16 protein-coding genes are annotated in these 18,606 nt (G+C 50.5%); all 16 read left to right on the top strand.

Annotated features, from left to right (window positions below):
- Positions 1–112 precede the first annotated feature (112 nt).
- Positions 113–931 carry a bifunctional 2-polyprenyl-6-hydroxyphenol methylase/3-demethylubiquinol 3-O-methyltransferase UbiG gene (locus tag ASS64_RS16330; protein WP_157075062.1) on the top strand — a complete coding sequence of 273 codons (819 nt, stop codon included), beginning with the start codon at positions 113–115 and terminating at the stop codon, positions 929–931.
- 168 nt (positions 932–1,099) lie between these two features.
- Positions 1,100–2,269, top strand: coding sequence for a glycosyltransferase family 4 protein (locus ASS64_RS03585; RefSeq protein WP_157075061.1), 1,170 nt, complete (start codon positions 1,100–1,102; stop codon positions 2,267–2,269).
- Entirely contained in the window at positions 2,266–3,072 is an 807-nt protein-coding gene (locus ASS64_RS16325) for a GNAT family N-acetyltransferase (RefSeq protein WP_083508145.1), read from the top strand. The genes ASS64_RS03585 and ASS64_RS16325 overlap by 4 nt, the downstream gene beginning before the upstream one ends.
- A 68-nt stretch (positions 3,073–3,140) precedes the next feature.
- Positions 3,141–4,244 (top strand): DegT/DnrJ/EryC1/StrS aminotransferase family protein, encoded by a 1,104-nt coding sequence (locus tag ASS64_RS03575; protein WP_198147625.1) that lies wholly within the window; start codon positions 3,141–3,143, stop codon positions 4,242–4,244.
- A 59-nt stretch (positions 4,245–4,303) separates the two neighbouring features.
- Entirely contained in the window at positions 4,304–5,389 is a 1,086-nt protein-coding gene (locus ASS64_RS16320) for a DegT/DnrJ/EryC1/StrS aminotransferase family protein (RefSeq protein ID WP_198147624.1), read from the top strand.
- Positions 5,390–5,396: 7 nt separating this feature from the next.
- Positions 5,397–6,410 carry a polysaccharide biosynthesis protein gene (locus tag ASS64_RS03570; RefSeq protein ID WP_067689903.1) on the top strand — a complete coding sequence of 338 codons (1,014 nt, stop codon included), beginning with the start codon at positions 5,397–5,399 and terminating at the stop codon, positions 6,408–6,410.
- Positions 6,403–7,566 carry a glycosyltransferase family 2 protein gene (locus tag ASS64_RS16315; protein ID WP_083508143.1) on the top strand — a complete coding sequence of 388 codons (1,164 nt, stop codon included), beginning with the start codon at positions 6,403–6,405 and terminating at the stop codon, positions 7,564–7,566. The genes ASS64_RS03570 and ASS64_RS16315 overlap by 8 nt, the downstream gene beginning before the upstream one ends.
- 275 nt (positions 7,567–7,841) lie before the next feature.
- Entirely contained in the window at positions 7,842–8,099 is a 258-nt protein-coding gene (locus ASS64_RS16910) for an acyltransferase (protein WP_234002301.1), read from the top strand.
- Positions 8,096–9,628: a lipopolysaccharide biosynthesis protein gene (locus ASS64_RS03560; protein ID WP_083508141.1), complete on the top strand. Its 1,533-nt coding sequence runs from the start codon at positions 8,096–8,098 to the stop codon at positions 9,626–9,628. The genes ASS64_RS16910 and ASS64_RS03560 overlap by 4 nt, the downstream gene beginning before the upstream one ends.
- Positions 9,625–10,935 carry an O-antigen ligase family protein gene (locus ASS64_RS16305; RefSeq protein ID WP_083508140.1) on the top strand — a complete coding sequence of 437 codons (1,311 nt, stop codon included), beginning with the start codon at positions 9,625–9,627 and terminating at the stop codon, positions 10,933–10,935. Before ASS64_RS03560 ends, ASS64_RS16305 begins: the two co-directional genes overlap by 4 nt.
- Before the next feature lie 62 nt (positions 10,936–10,997).
- A complete protein-coding gene (locus tag ASS64_RS03555; RefSeq protein ID WP_083508139.1) occupies positions 10,998–12,134 on the top strand; it encodes an N-acetyl sugar amidotransferase in 1,137 nt (378 codons plus the stop codon).
- Positions 12,131–12,745: an imidazole glycerol phosphate synthase subunit HisH gene (gene hisH, locus ASS64_RS03550; protein ID WP_067689892.1), complete on the top strand. Its 615-nt coding sequence runs from the start codon at positions 12,131–12,133 to the stop codon at positions 12,743–12,745. The genes ASS64_RS03555 and hisH overlap by 4 nt, the downstream gene beginning before the upstream one ends.
- A complete protein-coding gene (locus ASS64_RS03545) occupies positions 12,745–13,524 on the top strand; it encodes an AglZ/HisF2 family acetamidino modification protein (RefSeq protein WP_067689889.1) in 780 nt (259 codons plus the stop codon). The genes hisH and ASS64_RS03545 overlap by 1 nt, the downstream gene beginning before the upstream one ends.
- A gap of 22 nt (positions 13,525–13,546) precedes the next feature.
- On the top strand, positions 13,547–15,655 hold the full coding sequence (locus ASS64_RS03540; RefSeq protein WP_198147622.1) for a bi-domain-containing oxidoreductase: 2,109 nt from the start codon (positions 13,547–13,549) through the stop codon (positions 15,653–15,655).
- 209 nt (positions 15,656–15,864) lie between these two features.
- A complete protein-coding gene (locus tag ASS64_RS16300; RefSeq protein WP_198147621.1) occupies positions 15,865–17,334 on the top strand; it encodes a heparinase II/III family protein in 1,470 nt (489 codons plus the stop codon).
- Positions 17,334–18,536 (top strand): glycosyltransferase family 4 protein, encoded by a 1,203-nt coding sequence (locus ASS64_RS03520; protein WP_067689867.1) that lies wholly within the window; start codon positions 17,334–17,336, stop codon positions 18,534–18,536. The genes ASS64_RS16300 and ASS64_RS03520 overlap by 1 nt, the downstream gene beginning before the upstream one ends.
- The last annotated feature ends 70 nt before the right edge of the window (positions 18,537–18,606 follow it).

The following is an 18,606-nucleotide window of genomic DNA, read 5'->3' as shown; positions in this document are numbered from 1 at the left end:
TTAGTGGGCTTTAGATGTGAAGAATTGTGAAGCATGCGGCGGGTCAAGACTCTCGTTGCGCAAGGTGTCGCCAGATCTTGCTTATTGGCAGTGCAGAGAGTGCGCACATCACTTGATAGATGCGCCAGACGGTCTTGAAGCGGCGTTTAGAAATGCGCAAGAAAAGTATTTCGGCGATGAGTCTATACTTCTAACAAAAAAACCTACTGTAATGGAGCGAGAGATACTTGCCGAAAGGAAGCGGCTTTCTGAGCGGTATATCCCTGCACATGCAAATATATTAGAGGTTGGCCCAGGGTCGGGTTTTTTTGCCGACCTGCTTCAGAAGCGAGGCAATAGAATAGAGCTAGTTGAACATTCTCCCCAATTGGCTTCCGCTCTCTACAGCCGTTTGGAGACTAAAGTTCATGTGGGTGAATTTGAAGCGTTAGAGCTTTCTTTTGACGATACAGATGTATTTTGTTCTTTCCACGTGGTTGAGCATGTACAGAGCCCATTGGCGCATTTGCGTGCTGGGTTTAGCGCTGTTCGTCCAGGCGGATTAGGGTTGGTGGCCACGCCCAATGCAGCATCTTGGGAACAGAGCTTCTTTCCAAGTCTTTCTCCAAATTTTGACTACGCACATTTGCGTGTGTTCTCGCCAAAATCGCTTGCAATGTTCTGCGAGCAGGCTGGATGGAAAGTGGAGGTCGCGTTGACACAAGAGTATATGAGTAGCTGGCTGCGAGTTTTTTCAAAAGTGGTGAGAAGAGTGCGGCGAGAGCATGAAGTGGAAACAGCCGGTAAGTATGCAACTCCCTCAAAGCGTTTGGAGATGGCTTACAAGACAATAGCCAATCTCACTTGGCCATTTCGAAAGCTTCAAAGTGCGCTTGGAGGCGGTAACGAAGTTTTACTTGTCGTGCGTCGTCCATCAGATGGTTGGCGATGAGGGTCTCTAGAAAATCTGAGGTTTTGCAACGCCGCCGGAAAGCGACCTGCTGAAAATTCATATGGCAATGTTTTGCCGTTCGGGACCTGTTCAGCTTCAGTTTGGGGGTTGCGGCGTGGGGCTAGAGAAAAAAGACTGTTTGAACCGAATTACCAGTGAGAGCTCCCTTTGAGAATAGCACATCTTTGTCTGGCCGCCTTTTACATCGATAATTTTGGTTATCAGGAGAACATCCTCCCTCGGGTGCATAAGCGGATGGGACATGATGTAGAGATTATTGCCTCAACAGAAACCTACGTAGATCAAACGAAGCTGGGCTATGTACAGCCGTCCAGTTACATGAATTGCGACGGTATCTGGGTGCATCGACTGCCATACGCCAGTTGGGTGCCGAAGCCTATCAGAAGCAAAGTGCGCGCTTATCAAGGCCTATGGGAGAAGCTTACCGAATTCGCCCCCGATCTCATTTTCCTACACGATATCCAATTCTGGGATATCCTCACCGTGCGCAAATACGCTTTGCAGCACAAGGTTCCGGTGAGAGCTGACGGACACACCGATTTCATCAATAGTGCCAAGGGCCTTATATCAAAATACGTACTTCATGGGATGTTCTATAGAAGCCTCATCAAGACCGCTGATCCTGTTATTGATAAGTATTTTCCGACTCTTCCCGCGCGGGGCGATTTTATGAATGTAATGTATGGCATTGCACCGCATAAAATGGAACTGCTGCCTTTCGGATTTGATGATGGCGCAGTTTCTGGATTGGATCGTCAAGCTATAAGGTCTGAACTCCGAAAAAAACATGGCATCCCGGATAACGACACGGTTATCGTAACGGGCGGTAAGCTAGATATGCGCAAGAATATCCATGTTCTTGTCGAACGCTTTTCTCAACTGCATCAAGCGGGGAAGTTAGACGGAATGCACCTTGTTGTATTCGGCAAGGCAGACCCTCTAGTCAAACGCGAGCTGGATTGTATCAGACTGAGCAAAAATGTTCATATGCTGGGCTGGGTTAGCGCTGACGAGCTCTTCCGAGTTTTCTGGTGCGGTGATCTCGGCTTTTTCCCCGGAACACATTCGGTTGTTTGGGAGGAGGCTATTGCACATGGCTTGGGAGCAGTTTTCCATCGTTGGGAGGGGATGCAACACCTCGATCTCGGCGGAAACGCTATTTTTATAGATGACGCCGAACCTGCGACGCTTGATCAACTGTTATTGGATCTTGTGCGTGACAACAAAGCACTTGTTTCACAGTTGGGCCACATCGCCAGCACAGTCGGTCCCGAGATTTTCTCTTTCCAAGAAATTGCCGAGAAAGCAATTAAATGAGCGCATCTCTCGAAATTCTGTCTGCAGACAACGCGGATTTTGAAGATCATAAGATCATATGGGAAGTGTTCTTTGCCGCTCGATCACGCGGGCTCTCTTTGAAAGTACATGCGCCTTGGCTTTTCAGCGGTCCACCGTTCAAATGCATTCGAGCCAACTACATGGACAGTCGCGTCGGTTGCGCAATTTTAAAACCATGTCGGCAAGAGGGCATCGGTGCATTTGGTTTGATTGGGTTCGTTTGTGTAAGGTATGAGTTCCGAGGATGCGGTGTTGCTCAATCAATATTGTCCAAGTTATTGGATGAGGCAAAGTCTATGCAGCTGGCGTCTCTTATTTTGTGGACCCAAGCACCACAATTGTATGAGAAACTGGGCTTCTCAAGAAGCCAGGATGATGTTCTTTATGAACTGCCATCTTTGCCCGATTCAGAAGTAGTGCGCTTGCCGAAACCTTTGACCACTCCCTTGAAGGGACGATATGGGCCCAGAGGCTTACCACCATTTGCTTCGTCAGCTTACCAAATTAAAAACGGGCAAGCGGAACTGCTGGTTCTAGACTGTGGTGGCATAATGACTTTGGCCGAATGGAATGGGCCTGTTAACGATGTGATTGACGTGGTCATGAAAACCCGCGGCCAAGATTGGTGGGTTAATGCGCTGTTGGGCGATGAACTTCTCGAAGAGATACACGCCCGCTTGGGAGATACACTTGGTGAGCAACCGTCTGCCCGGATGGTTCTCAATCTGTCTTCGACTGGCGATGAATATACGCAGGATGTTAGGTTACTTGACAGAATTTAGATGTCTCAGGTTTCGACCGAAATCCAAATGTGACATGCTCGGCTTCGGCTAATAAAGATCGACGATCAGTGAAAGATTTAGATACAATAGTGCCTCTAGTCAAAGTTGCTATGCCTGCCCGCGAGAAGTTGATGCCGGCTCTTGAGAAAGTTCTCTATGGCGGATTTATAGCAGAGGGCGAACCAGTCTATGAATTTGAGAGGCAATTTGCCGCCAAATTTGAGCTGGGTGAGATTCTGGCAACCTCAAGCGGTACTGGCGCCCTACACATCGCGCTTTTGTTGGCTGGGGCAGGTCACGAAAAAGAAGTCATTTCCACCTCAATGACAGCGGAGCCCACCAACACAGCTATCCTACAAACGGGCGCAATACCAGTATTCGCAGATGTAGATCCAGATACCGGAAATCTTGATCCTGCCAGTGTCAAGCGAGCAATTAATGATAAAACGGCGGCGATAGTAGTTGTTCATTATGCTGGATATCCAGCAGATATGAAGCAATTGCGCGAGCTTGCAGATGCATCTGGCATACAGCTTGTTGAGGATTGCGCGCATGCCTTAGGGGCACGCTACGCCGATCAGCCAATTGGGACGTGGGGAGACAGTGCGATCTTCTCGTTTCAAGCAATCAAACATATGACTACGATCGATGGTGGAGCGCTTGTCTTACACGACAAAAGCCAGATGGAACGTGCGCGGCGCCTAAGATGGTTCGGACTCTCTAAAGGAGTGGCCAGGACGGAGGTGAATATCACTGAGGGTGGCTACAAATACAACATGAACAACGTAGCTGCGACGATTGGGTTGATGCAATTGTCCAATCTTGACGAAATGATACAAAGTCATAAGCAAAACGGGCAGTTTTTTGATAGTGCCTTTGAACCTGTGGCAGGAATAAAACCCGCCAAAATTCTTGCGGGCACTGAGCCAAGTTATTGGATTTACACACTACTCACAGACTGCTCCAAAGACGTGATACGTTGCCTAAATGACAATGGGGTAGCTGCGTCAAAGCTACATCGCCCAAATCATCTGCATTCCGTCTTTGCTTGCCCCAAGACGTCGTTAGGAGGTGTCGAGCAGTTCTATGACAAGTTAGTCCACATTCCCTGTGGCTGGTGGGTCGACGCGGTAGCCCGGGACAAGATTGCAGAGCTACTTAAAAAGGGCTGATCGAGACTATGCCACCTTTGTTCGATTGCCGTCTGTCGCCCGATGCCAGAGCTGCGATGATGCCCGTTCTGGAATCGGGTCAACTGGCTGCAGGAGCTAAAGTCCATGCTCTTGAGGACGCGATTGGGAGTCTCTCGAGTGGGAAAGAGGCTGTCGCCTTCTCAAACATGAGCATGGCTTTGACGATCGCCTTGGAGATAATTGGTGTTGGGGTTGGCGATGAAGTTTTGACACTTTCGCTAAATTGCTTGTCGTCAAACTCCCCGATCAAGAATGTTGGTGCAACGCCAGTCTGGGTCGATGTCAACCCTCAGACAGCGACCATGGATACCGAAGATGCTGAACGAAAAATCACGCCCAGAACCAAAGCGATAATTGTCTATCATGTCGCAGGATATCTTGCTGAAACTGAAAGACTGCGAGCAGTTTGCGATCAAGCAGGAATTGCGCTCATCGAAGACGCCAATGCTGCGTTTGGCAGTCAATACTCCAATGGCAGCAATGCTGGCAGCATAGGCGATTTTGCAGTATTTTCTTTCTACGCCAATCGCCAGGTCAATGGCATAGAAGGAGCCGCCCTGATCTGTCCCAATGCTGATACAGCCCAACGCGCCCGCAGGCTGCGGCGCTATGGGGTTGATGAAAATAGATTTCGAGATGAGCGCGGTGAAATTGACCCGACAGCTGATGTGGCTGAGATTGGGTATTCAGCCAGCATGACAAATGTCAACGCCGCCTGTGCCTTAGCCAATCTGAGGACGCTCGATGAGCGAATGGCTGCGGTTCGCAGGAACCGCAATCTCTACAACAATGCTCTAAAGAATGTTGAGGGAGTTGATCTTGTAGCAGCCTTAGATGGTACGGACCCCGCCAATTGGGTGATGTTGCTTCTGTGCGAACGTCGTGATGACCTTCTTGCCAGTCTAAAAGCTAGAGGGATAGGATCTTCCTGCCTACATCAACCCAACCATATCTACAGCGGCTTCGAAGGGCGAGAAAGCTCCTTACCAGGCACTCTCCACCTTTCACAGAGAATGATCGCAATTCCATGTGGATGGTGGATTGACACCCAAACAATAATGCAAGTGATCCAAGAGATTAGCGCTTCAATTAACAGCCTTGCATTGAATACACGCAAAAGCTGAGGTTAGAATGTTTAAAGACAAGACTCTGATGATCACAGGAGGTACTGGGTCCTTCGGCAAGGTGGTTCTGGAGCGCTTCCTGAATACTGACGTTGAGCGTATTATCATCTTCAGCCGGGACGAAAAGAAGCAAGAAGACATGCGCATATCTTTGCGAAGCCCCAAAGTATCCTTTGCTTTGGGTGACGTACGCAGTTTTGAGTCGATTAACCAGGCGATGAAGGGCGTGGATTATATTTTTCATGCCGCTGCATTGAAGCAGGTGCCGTCTTGCGAATTCCATCCAATGGAGGCTGTCCGTACCAACGTAAATGGGACGGACAACGTAACCCGAGCGGCAATTGAAAACGGCGTTGATAGAATGGTTTTGCTCAGCACAGACAAAGCGGTCTACCCCATAAATGCCATGGGCATTTCAAAAGCCATGGCTGAGAAAGTGCTGATCGCAAAGGCACGGACCGCCGGCAATGACGGCGTCGTTATGTGCGCGACCAGATATGGCAATGTAATGGCCTCGCGCGGCTCAGTAATCCCACTTTTTGTTGAAAAGCTAAAAGCAAAAGAACCGCTGCGTGTTACCGACCCACGCATGACCCGCTTTATGATGTCCCTAGATGACTCTGTCGATCTGGTCCTGAACGCATTTGAAAATGGTGATCAGGGGGATATTTTTGTACAGAAGTCACCTGCATGCACCCTTGAGGTTCTCAGTTTGGCATTGATGGAGTTGTTCAATGTCGATGTACCCATTGAAATAATGGGGACTCGGCATGGCGAGAAACTATTCGAAACTCTTGTGTCTCGTGAGGAGATGTCCAAGGCTGATGAGATTGGCAAATATTTCAGAGTGCCTGCGGACAATAGGGACCTTAATTATGAACTCTTCATAAGTGAAGGTAGCCCGGATAGGAATGAAATAGAAGATTACACTTCCCACAATACGCAGCGCTTAAGCGTGGAAGAGACAAAAGGCTTGTTACTAACTCTTCCTTTTATCAAGAGAAGCTTAACCCGTGGATAAATTTATCGATGAATCGAATAAGATCATTCTTTCTATAGCAATTCCGACAAAAGATAGGTCGGACTACGTCAAAGTTTTGATTAATGATTTGACGAGAAGTTCAAATGAAAGCTTCGAGATCGTAGTGCACGACAATTCAAGCCACTCTGGCTTGGGACAAACGATCGCCGCCTTGAAGGATGACAGGATCCGATACCATCATGAGCCTCGATGGTTGTCCGTAGTTGATAATTGTGATGCAGCGGTACGAGCGTGTCGAGGCACATATGTTTGCATGATTGGAGACGATGATGGCATCTTGCTCTCCGAGGCTCTTGATGCTTTGGCTACTTACAAACGCGACGGCATCGAAGCCGTCACCAGCCCCGTGCTACACTACGTCTGGCCTGATCTCGAACACCCTCTAATCACCGGCTACGCTGGTCGTCTCGCTAAGAAACCGATAAAGGGTAACTCGGCCATTAGCGATTTTAACCGACATGTAGGCTCTGTTTTTCGTCATGCTGGTGCTTTCGGTTTGCAGGGCTTGCCGTGCGTCTATCACGGTTTTATTGCAAAGATCGCACTCGATCGTCTTTATTCTCTCAGCGGAAGTTATTTTCCTGGACCTAGTCCAGATATGGCCAACGCGGTTGGCCTCACCTCAGTTTTGTCAAAAATCTCTTGGCACTCCAAGCCTTTGGTAATTACGGGCCATTCAGCTGTTAGCACTGCTGGCGCAGGTACCAGGAAAAGCCATCACGGGTCCATTGCTGCCCAACCTCATTTGCCAAAAGACACTGCGCAAACGTGGGACAAAGACATTCCCTTTTTCTGGTCTGGCCCAACAATTTACGCGCAGTCCTTGCGCTCCGCAGCAAGACGTTGCGGCAGGAGAGGTCAGGATGCGCGAAATCTCGCTTGCCTTTATGCAACTTGTCTTATTTATCATCGAGAGTACCTCCAGGATATACGCACGGCGATACGACATTCCGAATTGCAGGGTTTTTGGTTGTGGGTGCAAATCATATTTTTTGGCAGCAAGCTAACGCTCATGCGTGCAAAAAGCCTTCTGAATAACTTGATGCGATCAAAGAGGGGGCGCGGCAGCGGTTCTGTTGGAGCCAAAACGATTTCGGATGCGATGAGAATAGCCAAAGAATGGAGTCGGAGTTGAAGCCAACGGGAGCCAAAAAACGGCCCAATGTCGTAGCCTGGGTCGTTGCGGTGCTTAGTGGCATATGGCGCGAATTTATTCTTGCCCTCCCTATCGAGCTTAATCGGGTAAGACTACTCTACTATGGCCGGCGCGGAGTAGTTCTCGGGGGTAGAGTTGCAATTTCACCCAACGTTCGGCTGACAGGGAACATTGAAGTTGGTGAAGGTAGCTCGATTGCACAAAACTGCACTATCTCTGGTGAAACGGCGGGCGTGTCAATAGGACGGCACGTAATGCTTGCACCCAACGTTGTCGTTGTGGCGTTTGATCATGGCTTCGCAGATTTGGAAGTCCCTATGGCGCATCAGGCCAATGAAGAGAGCAAAGTGATCATTGAAGATGATGTATGGATCGGAGCGAATGTAACCATCGCAAAGGGTGTTACGATCGGCAGTGGTTCGATTGTGGGTGCTAATAGCTTCGTAAATCGTGATGTTCCAGCAGAAACGATAGTAGCCGGAGTGCCCGCTGTTCTGGTTGGTCGGCGATGAATCTGAGAACAAACTTGATTGCCAGCATAGGGAGCCGGGCTATATCCGCGCTCTCCACTTTTCTGTTTGTCCCATTCTACATAGATATCCTCGGCGTTGAAGCATTTGCTGTCATAGCCCTTTCCGTATCAATTTCAGCAATTTTGATGGTCCTCGACCTGGGCCTTTCCGCTTCAATTGGCCGTGAAATGGCTCGCACTGACACAGACGACTGCGAGCGGCATCGCTCATTTCGGGCGATCGAAAATGTGTATTTGCTTATCATTTGCTGCATTGCAATTCTTGGGGTTCTCTTCGGTCAGGCTTTGGCGAATAACACACTTTCTGGTACTTCGATCGATCGAACTGTGATAGCTTGCTGCTTAATGATCGTCGCAGTAGAGGCGGGCGGTCAACTACTCTTTCGTTTCTATATTAACGCGCAAATTGGACTTGAAAGACATATTTCTGCCAATCTAATGCTAATAGCGTGGACAATTTTTCGAAATGCCTTTGTCCTTATATTGATTGGGTATTGGCCGTACCTGATAACTTTCTTCATATGGCAACTTGGAGTTACTCTGCTTCTCGCAGCGCTCGGGCGACTGGCCTGTTCCCAGATGATGAAGAATTGGCCTACGCAAACGCGCGCCCTGTTCAACTTAGATTGGAAGGCGTTGAAGAAGCTTCGCCAGTTTGCGTTTGGTATGCTGATTATCTCGTTAATTGCTGCACTGAATACCCAGTTAGACAAAATTCTTGTTAGTGTCTATTTCGCTGCCGAACAATTGACTATTTACACATTGGCTAGCACGATGGGGACATCGATATTGATCTCAGCGAGCCCGGTGCTGACTGTGACCTTACCTCGCCTAACGGCACTCTTCACCAAGGGGCAGACACATGAGGCACTCTTGGTTTACCGCAAGTCAATGCGTGTAGTCGCATTGATTGCGTACCCTGCAGCTGCTGCAATAGCTTTTAACGCCGAAGAAATGATGTATGCTTGGACCGGAGACAGAGAGCTTGCACTGCACACGGCTCCACTCGTTCCCATGCTTTTGGTAGGTAACTTAGCGATAGCAGCCGCCACAATTCCCCACGCAGTTGCCATCGCAAATGGCTTTACAACGTACAGCAATATATTAGGTGTTTGTTCGTTTGTTGTATCCGCTTTCGGATATTACTTTGCTGTTATTTTCAACGAGCTGATCATATTGAGCTTTGTATATATGATGGTCCAGTCGATTGGTACCGCTGTATTTGGATGGAGTGTTTTCAAGAAATATTATGGAGCATCCTATTTCAAAACGCTGGCAGTTGACCATGGGCTCGTTCTCGCATCCGTTTTGGTCGCTGCTTTCGCAATCAACCATTATGTTCCATTCCCCTCTAATAACCGGGCTTTCGCAGGTATGGGTATATTGTTTAACGTGATCGCTTGTTTCTCAGTAGCCGCGTTTTCTGTCTGGTTGGCGCCCAAAATTTCCGACAGACAAGTAAAAACCCATCCCGAAGTAAGAAATGTCGAGCGGGTACGAAACCAATGAGAGCGCTATACATACCCGCACTTGCATTTCTTGCATTCAGCTATCCCGCCACAACTGTTTTAGGATTCTTCGCTAACACTCCCATCGATCAGGCAAACTTGGTGCTGAAGCTAGTCTTTGCAGCAATGTTCGGTATTTCACTTCTGGCAGCTCTCTCGAAAGGAAAAGTCAGACTCCCCTGGCTCAGTAAGCCTATTATGTTCTTCTTTCTTCTATATGGCCTTCGGCTTGGTTATGACATCTTCGTCAAAGGTATTGCACCTCCAAATGTTGAAGGCAGCTATATAGCAATTTATTTTTATTTTCTAACCTTGTTGCCAGCTCTGAGTATCGCTGTTGCATTTCAGCCAGGAGATTTGGCTAGGCTCAGAAGGGTGTCTTTCTACACGCTATTCGCTTCTTGTGTTCTTATTCTTCTTTATTTCTTGGAAAGTGGCGCATCCGCAGCCGACTTTCTTCGGGCCCAACGGCTTGAAATTAGGGGAGATGGTGAAGTAGCGGCAGTACTCAATCCTATCACAATCGGGATTACCGGTGGACTATTGGTCGCTTTCGCAATAGGTCAATTGGCTGTGAGGGGAAGTCTTTCGCGATCAGATTATTCGTTTTCATTTTGCGCATTAGCTCTTGGACTGGTCTGCTTGCTACTGTCAGGCTCGCGGGGGCCCTTTGTGGCCTTTATTTTCGCTCTGCTGTTCTACTTTGCCTCTGTGGTGGCGCGCTACCACCAGGCTGGGGGGCAATCTAAAGAATTAGCATCGAGATCGTTTCAGTTCCTATTCGCCTTAGGCTCAATTATTGGAGTGTATTTTATCATCAAGAGTGGTGACCTACTATTGTCAATAGCGCGTCTGGCAGAGACATCTGCCTTGAGCGGAGAGCGCGGGTCAGAAATCCGCAATCTGATCTATAGAGATGCAATTGCAAGTTTCGTTGATTCCCCGGTTTTGGGGCATTCCTATCTTGCTTATGGACAGACTGCATACGCACACAATGCGCTACTAGAAGCGTTCCTTGCGACCGGCCTAATTGGGGGGCTGATTTTTAGTTTTAGCCTTGTTGCGGTACTGAAGTCCGCGTGGACCCTAGCTACCAAGCTGCTGTCGCGTGACGCTTTGCCTTGGGCGCTGGTGACAGTAATGCTAGTCACACTTTCGATGGTTTCAAAAACACTGAGTCAGTCCCCCGACATCTGGCTGATAGCTGTTCTAACGTTATGCGCAGCGGAGAGAGGGGCTAGTCACAAAGCACTTTCAACATCTGCTCAGAAGAGTGGCAACGTGGGCCGACTTCCAATGACCTCCTGACTAAATAGCATTTAGGCGAAGTAGTTTCAGGCCCCAGATAGAACTCTCACGAGGTTCGATGAATGATTCAAGAAAAACAAATTTGCACAAATTGTGTGATGGACACAACCGACCGCGCAATCGTCTTTGATCACAAGGGCGTTTGTGATCACTGCAATACGTTCTACAGTGACATCAAGCCAAATTGGCACACTGGTGAGCGAGGCGCGGCAGATCTTGAGCGCATGGCAAACAAGATCAAAGCTGCGGGCAAAGGTCGCGATTTCGACTGCATCATTGGAATGAGTGGCGGTATTGACAGTTCATACTTGGTCTATGCAGCAAAAGAGAAGCTTGGGTTGCGGCCGTTAGTTTTTCATGTTGATGCAGGTTGGAATTCTCAGATTGCAGTGCACAATATTGAGAGACTGGTCGATGGATTAGGCCTGGATCTCTTTACCGAGGTCATCAACTGGGAAGAGATGAAAGACCTTCAGCGCGCCTTCTTTCGCTCAGGCGTTTCACATATAGATACGCCGCAAGATCATGCCTTCTTCGCGACCATGTATAAGTTCGCAACAGAGCATAATATCAAATACATCCTCACAGGCGCAAATCTATCAACTGAGTGCATCCGCAACCCGCTCGAATGGATGTATTTTCAATCAGATTCCCGCCAGATCAAAGATATCCATAGACAATTTGGCGAGCGCCCTTTGAAGACTTACCCTTTAACCTCAATATTGTGGCACAAAATATGGCTACCCTATGTCAAGGGGATCCAAGTGTTACGGCCATTGAACTATATGCCTTACATCAAAGAAGATGCTAAAACATTGTTGATGGAGCGATTTGGCTGGCAGCCTTATCCACAAAAGCACTTTGAATCGCGCTTTACGCGCTTCTACGAGAGCTATTGGCTTCCGAAGCGCTTTGGCTATGACGTCCGCAAAGTGCAATTTTCGAGCCTGATAGTGACTGGGCAAATGACCCGTGAGGAAGCCTTGGCAGAGCTTGAGAAGTCACCTTTCGATGAGGCTTCAATTGAACAAGAAATCGAGTTTATTGCCAATAAACTCGATATCACGGTGGGCGAGCTCAACGGCTATATGGAACTACCTAAGAAGAGTTATCTGGACTATGAAAACCAACAACAAATCTACAAGGTTGGCGCATTTGCAATGCGCGCGCTTGGCTTAGAGTTAGGGGGCAAGCGTTGATCGGCATTGTTGACTACGGCTTGGGCAATGTAGGGGCATTTGAAACGATTTTTCGGCGTCTAGGCCTGCCTGCGAAGCGGGCGCGGACACCGGATGATCTTGCAACTTCGGAACGATTGATTTTGCCTGGCGTTGGCGCCTTTGATTGGGCAATGGGAAAGCTTAATCGGTCTGGGATGCGGGCAATGTTAGACCGACGAGTATTGGAAGACAAAGTCCCGGTTCTTGGCGTCTGCGTCGGCATGCAAATCATGGCCGAACAAAGCGACGAAGGGAATAGCGCTGGACTAGGTTGGATCAAAGGACACGTCGAGCGGTTTCGTAGCTCTTGGTTTCAGCATAAAACTCACTTGCCGCATATGGGCTGGAATACTGTCTCGCCCAAGGCCGCTGAACCGACGTTCAAAGGCATTGATGACCCACAATACTACTTTTTGCACTCATATTTCTTCAAACCAGCAGACCCGGACCATATAATTGCTCATGCGCATTACGGGATTGAATTTGCTGCTGCGGTAAGAAGTAAGAACATCGTTGCGACTCAGTTTCATCCCGAGAAGAGCCACGATTGGGGCATTGGCCTACTTAAGAACTTTGCGATGTCCGCCTAATGCTTCGCCCACGCCTCATTCCGTGCTTACTGGTTCACAATTCCGGACTGGTGAAGACCGTGAAATTTGATGATCCTAAGTATGTCGGTGACCCTATCAACGCGGTGCGGATCTTCAACGAGAAGTCCGTCGACGAATTGATGGTGATAGATATTGATGCGACCCGACTGGGAAATGAACCCAATTATCGGATGATAGAAAATTTGGCCAATGAGAGCCGCATGCCACTTTCATATGGCGGCGGCGTGAACAGCGTAGAGCAGGTCGAGAGGATAATCGGCTTAGGTGTAGAAAAAGTGGCCATTTCCGCAGCAGCCGTCTCTAATCCTGATCTAATCCGCAAAGCGGCTGAGCGTGTAGGAGCGCAAAGCGTGGTAGTGGTACTCGACATTCAGCGAACTGGGCTTTTTCGACGGCCTGAGATCGTAACCCATAATGCCACGAAGCGGACCGGCCTTGAACCCGGCAAGTTCTTGAATGAGATCTCGCAACAGGGCGCAGGCGAAATAGTATTGAATTTTGTCGATCTCGATGGGACATTGAAGGGATATGACCTCGATTTGATTGACAGAGTTCGCCAGAATTGCAGCTTGCCCATGACGGTGCTAGGTGGCGCGGGGTCCCTTCAAGACATCGAACAGCTTTGGAATTCTCAAGGTTTGATCGGTGCCGCCGCCGGTAGCCTCTTCGTCTTTAAAGGTAGATACCGCGCCGTCCTCATCAATTATCCTAATCCGGAAGAAAAAGTGGCCCTGCTAAGACAGGTTCAACCTCTCTGATATGAAACAAGTCCTACAATCCTTGAAAGATGGAACCACCAGTCTTGAAGACGTGCCAATCCCGCGACCTGTCTCCGGCCAGTTGCTGATTAGCACTGATACGACGCTCGTCTCCGCCGGAACTGAGCGGATGTTGGTCAAGTTCGGCAAGTCTGGCTGGATTTCGAAAGCCCGTCAGCAGCCAGACAAAGTCAAGATGGTTCTAGGCAAAGCGCGGTCGGACGGGGTCGCGGCGACGTATGACGCCGTGAAGTCTAAGCTCGATCAGCCGTTAGCTCTTGGATATTGTAATGTAGGGCGCGTCGCGGAGATTGGCTCCGGTGTCGAGGGATACGAGTTAGGGGATCGCATCGTCTCGAATGGCAAACATGCCGAATTCGTAACAGTGCCAAGGAATTTGTGCGCTAAGATTCCAGCTTCTGTTTCCGCAGAAGAGGCTAGCTTTACGGTGCTCGGCGCGATCGGCTTGCAGGGCATCCGTCTAGCCAATCCCACTCTCGGTGAGTGCATTGTGGTAACGGGTCTTGGCGTGATCGGGCTTATGGTCGTGCAGATGCTTCGTGCGCAGGGATGCCGAGTGCTTGGGATCGACTTTGACGAGAGCCGCCTGTCGCTCGCCCGGCAGTTCGGTGCGAAAACCGTCAATCCCGGAGCTGGCGAAGATGTGCTCGAGGCAGCCGCCGCCTTTTCGCGCGGGAATGGCGTAGATGCGGTGATCATAACTGCGGCGTCCGATAGTGATGAGCCCATGCGTCAGGCCGCACATATGAGCCGCAAACGCGGTCGCATCGTGCTAGTAGGCGTGGTTGGCCTAAACCTGATGCGCGAGGATTTCTATGAAAAGGAGCTCACTTTTCAAGTCAGTTGCTCCTATGGGCCCGGCCGTTATGATCCGAAATACGAAGAAGGCGGACAAGACTACCCGCTCGCTTTCGTACGCTGGACCGAGCAGCGCAATTTTGAAGCTGTCCTTGATTTGATGGCTTCAGGTTTGCTGGACGTGAAGCCATTGATCACGCATCGCTTCGATATTGAGCAAGCTGCCCAAGCAATGGACCTGCTGACGTCTGGCGAACCATCGATGGGGATCCTCATCAACTACCCGGATACTGTAGATGCCGGCCGATTGGCGAAGGAGCGCAAGGTTGCGCTTGGCACAGCAAACTCAAAGCCGAGCGCGGGTAACGTCGCCTTCCTTGGTGCTGGCAACTATGCAGGCCGTGTATTGATACCCGCCTTTGCTGCCGCAGGCGCGCAACTCACAACTGTCGTCAGCTCCGGCGGGATCAGCGCAGTGCATTCCGGAAAGAAACACGGCTTTGTCAATGCGTCGACCGATGCAGCTGATGTATTCGAGGACGAAAATGTAGATACGGTCGTGATAGCCACTCGGCATGATGCCCATGCCGATCAGATCCTAGAGGTGCTAAAAGCGGGCAAGCATGTTTTCTGCGAAAAGCCGCTGTGCCTGACCGTTGAAGAGCTCAAGGAAATTGAGGCGGCAAAGGCTGATCGCCCTGATCAGCAACTCATGATCGGCTTCAACCGTCGTTTTGCCCCGCATGTTGTCCAAATGAAAGAACTGCTCGAAAAGGTCGATCAGCCCAAGGCGTTTGTGATGACTGTCAATGCTGGCGAGATACCGCCCGAACACTGGACGCAAGACCCGGTCGTTGGGGGAGGGAGGATAGTGGGTGAGGGCTGCCACTTCATCGACTTGCTACGCCACCTAGCTGGCGCACCGATCGTGTCTCATCACGCTATTGCTCTAGGTGATCATCCCGCCATTGCAGTGCGCGACGACAAAGCAACTATCACCTTGTCATTCGAAGACGGTTCAATTGGCACGATCCACTATTTCGCTAACGGACACAGCGGCGTGCCTAAGGAACGTCTCGAAGTGTTCGCCGCTGGTCGGGTGCTCCAACTCGACAATTTTCTGCGCCTGAAAGCTCACGGTTGGCCGGGCACAAAGGGCAGCAGGTTGTGGAAACAGGATAAGGGGCAAACCGACTGCGCAGCTGCCTTTATGGAAGCGGTACGCGGTACGTCGGGCCCAGCAATACCCGTCGACGAGGTCTTCGAGGTGAGCCGGGTTTCGATCGAAGTGGCCGACGCCCTCAAAAAGTAACTTCGGGGGCACAATCATTGCCTGAAACTGTCTCCACGCTAGGCAAGGTGGCGCGATTGTGGCGCACCGTGCGATATCTGAAACCAGTTCAGATTTATAGCCGTGCGCGATTTCGACTTACACGACCCACGCCGGACTCCGCTCCCGCACCACGTCGCCGAATAAGAGAGGGTGCTTGGCAAGTGCCCGCCCAGAGAGCGCCAAGCCTTTTGGCCCAAACCCGTTTTCGTTTCTTAGGTGAAGAGGCCGATCTGGCTGATGTTGGCTGGGACGAACCTACGCGAACAAAACTCTGGCGCTATAACCAGCACTACTTTGACGACCTGAATGCAAGTGGGGCAGCACAGCGTAGGGGATGGCATACTGCCTTGATCGAGCGATGGATCGTGGAGAACCCAGCAGCCAAGGGCTCTGGCTGGGAACCTTATCCAACCTCGCTGAGGATCGTAAATTGGGTCAAATTCGCCCTTGGCTGCGAGGCGCTATCCGATGCGGCATGTCACAGCCTTTCAATTCAAACACGCTGGCTGCGAAAGCGACTTGAATGGCATCTTTTGGGCAATCACCTCTTTGCAAACGCCAAAGCACTGGTTTTCGCCGGCCTCTTTTTTCAGGGCAAGGAAGCGGAAGAATGGCTGGCTGCGGGGATTGAAATCCTGCGCGATGAACTGCGCGAACAAATCCTTGCTGATGGCGCGCAGTTCGAACTCAGTCCGATGTATCATGCGCTCGCGCTTGAGGACGTTCTAGACCTAGTTAACCTCGCGCATTCCTTTGGCAGGAATGATCTGGCTCAGGAATTCGCAACTCGTATTCCTGACATGCTTGAATGGTTGCGCGCGGTGAGCCACCCCAATGGTGAGATCGCATTCTTCAATGATGCGGCACTCGGTATCGCGCCTAGCAATATCGAGCTGCTTCGCTACGCCCGTGATCTGGATTTTTCTGTAGAACCGCCAGCCACTGGCATTACGCAGAAAGTGGAATCGGGATATGTGCGCATGGAAGTGGGCGCAGCGGTTGTTATTGCAGACCTTGCTCAAATTGGGCCTGACTATCTGCCGGGTCACGCACATGCGGATACGCTCAGCTTTGAACTCGCTGTCGCTGGAAAGCGCTTGGTCACAAACTCAGGTACATCCGAATACGGGACCGGTCCAGAGCGTCAGCGTCAGCGCGGAACCGCTGCACACTCAACATTGGTTCTCGATGGTCAGAATTCGTCAGAAGTTTGGTCAGGTTTTCGGGTGGGCCGACGGGCCAGGCCGTTCGATGTTTCTGTCTGGAATGACGGGGAAAGCTTGATCGCACATGGCGCGCATAATGGTTACGCCCACTTGCCAGGTGGTCCGGTGCATCGGCGCAAATGGTGCCTTCGCAATGACAAGCTGATTATCGAGGATGAGGTCACTGGGGCTGGCGCTCATCACCTCGAGGCCTACTTTCACTTGGGCCCCGAGATTGTAGCCAACCTCGAAGCTGCAGGTGGCACTGTGGAGCTCAACGGAATTGATGGTGGACGCCGAGCGACATTTTCAGCGGAAGGGGGTGTGATCGAAGTCATACCATCAAGCTGGCACCCGGAGTTTGGGAAGAAAGTCGATACAATGGCAATCCGCGTTAGCGCCCAGCAGTCGCTGCCACATGCCTTAAGATACGAATTAGCCTGGAACTCCTGATGAAGCTGCTGATGCTCTCCAACTACTTCACGCCGGACTTAAGCGCTGGTTCGTTCCGTATGCAAGCTCTAGTCGACGCCCTCGAGCCTTGGAGCGCCGAGGGGCTCGATCTCGACCTCATCACAACTCGGCCAAACCGCTATGCTAGTCTGCGCGCGGAGGCACCAGCCTTTGAAGACCGCTCCTGGATTAGGGTGCATCGAATAGAGATTCCTTCACATAAGAGCGGGATGGCGGATCAAGCGCGGGCTTATATACGCTATGCTCAAGGCGTTCGGAAGCTCACACGCTCACAGCAATGGGATGCGGTTTTCGCTACCTCGTCTCGACTGATGACGGCAGGTTTGGGAGCCCACATTTCGCAGCGATTGGATGTCCCGCTCTATCTGGATATCCGCGACCTATTCACTGACAATATGGACGAGCTCTTGGCGGGCAGTCCCATTAAGTCTCTCATGCCGGTCTTTCGCATGATTGAGCGCAGAGCTTTCGGCCGAGCCTCGCGTATCAATGTGGTTTCGCAAGGCTTTGCATCGTATATTAAATCAATCGCTCCGAGAGCCCGGCTAAGAGTTTTGACCAACGGTATCGATTCGATCTTCTCAGATTCGGATTTTCGCAAGCCCAGTGGTGATGGCCAGAAGCCACTCATCGTTTATGCCGGGAATATGGGAGAAGGCCAGGGGCTGCATAGGATCGTCCCGCAAGTGGCCAGGCGGATTGAGGGTAGGGCTCGGTTTCGCCTGATCGGTGATGGCGGGCAAAAGAGCGCGTTGGAAGCTGCTATTGCAGCTGCCGAATTGGGCCATGTCGAATTATTACCCCCAGTCCCGAGAGCGAACTTGCTCGACCACTATCGCGAGGCTGATATTCTTTTCCTTCATCTCAATGACCTTGATGCATTTCGTAAGGTATTGCCTTCGAAAGTCTTTGAGTACGCCGCTACTGAGAAGCCGATCCTCGCGGGTGTTGCGGGACATGCGGCGGAGTTCCTGTCAGAGCACCTCCCCGATGCAGAAGTCTTCGAACCGCTCGATGCTGATGCGATGACACAAGCTATTGATCGGCTCCTTCAGAGTCCTCCCGAGCCAGACCGCACCGAGTTCCGAGAAGCTTTTGCGCGTAGCCAAATCATGGAGCGTCTGGCGAGCGATATCATAGATATGATTGATGAGCCTGCGGACCTCCGCGACCTCGCATGATAGGGGCTGTTTCGAAAGCTTTGATCAGACCGAAAAATCCTCAAACCAGGTAATCGCACATAGGTGCGGC

The organism is Erythrobacter sp. AP23 (assembly GCF_001542855.1).
In the GTDB taxonomy this organism is placed as follows: Bacteria; Pseudomonadota; Alphaproteobacteria; order Sphingomonadales; family Sphingomonadaceae; genus Qipengyuania.
Note: the sequence above shows the minus strand (reverse complement) of the source record. Positions and strands in the feature narration are given on the sequence as shown.

What these genes read in the sequence shown, in the direction of transcription:
- ASS64_RS16320 (WP_198147624.1), top strand. Translation starts at nt 4,304, where the DNA reads ATGCCCGTTCTGGAATCGGGTCAACTGGCTGCAGGAGCTAAAGTCCAT.
- ASS64_RS16910 (WP_234002301.1), top strand. Translation starts at nt 7,842, where the DNA reads ATGCTTGCACCCAACGTTGTCGTTGTGGCGTTTGATCATGGCTTCGCA.
- ASS64_RS16305 (WP_083508140.1), top strand. Translation starts at nt 9,625, where the DNA reads ATGAGAGCGCTATACATACCCGCACTTGCATTTCTTGCATTCAGCTAT.
- ASS64_RS03520 (WP_067689867.1), top strand. Translation starts at nt 17,334, where the DNA reads ATGAAGCTGCTGATGCTCTCCAACTACTTCACGCCGGACTTAAGCGCT.
- ASS64_RS16325 (WP_083508145.1), top strand. Translation starts at nt 2,266, where the DNA reads ATGAGCGCATCTCTCGAAATTCTGTCTGCAGACAACGCGGATTTTGAA.
- ASS64_RS03545 (WP_067689889.1), top strand. Translation starts at nt 12,745, where the DNA reads ATGCTTCGCCCACGCCTCATTCCGTGCTTACTGGTTCACAATTCCGGA.
- ASS64_RS03570 (WP_067689903.1), top strand. Translation starts at nt 5,397, where the DNA reads ATGTTTAAAGACAAGACTCTGATGATCACAGGAGGTACTGGGTCCTTC.
- ASS64_RS03560 (WP_083508141.1), top strand. Translation starts at nt 8,096, where the DNA reads ATGAATCTGAGAACAAACTTGATTGCCAGCATAGGGAGCCGGGCTATA.
- ASS64_RS03555 (WP_083508139.1), top strand. Translation starts at nt 10,998, where the DNA reads ATGATTCAAGAAAAACAAATTTGCACAAATTGTGTGATGGACACAACC.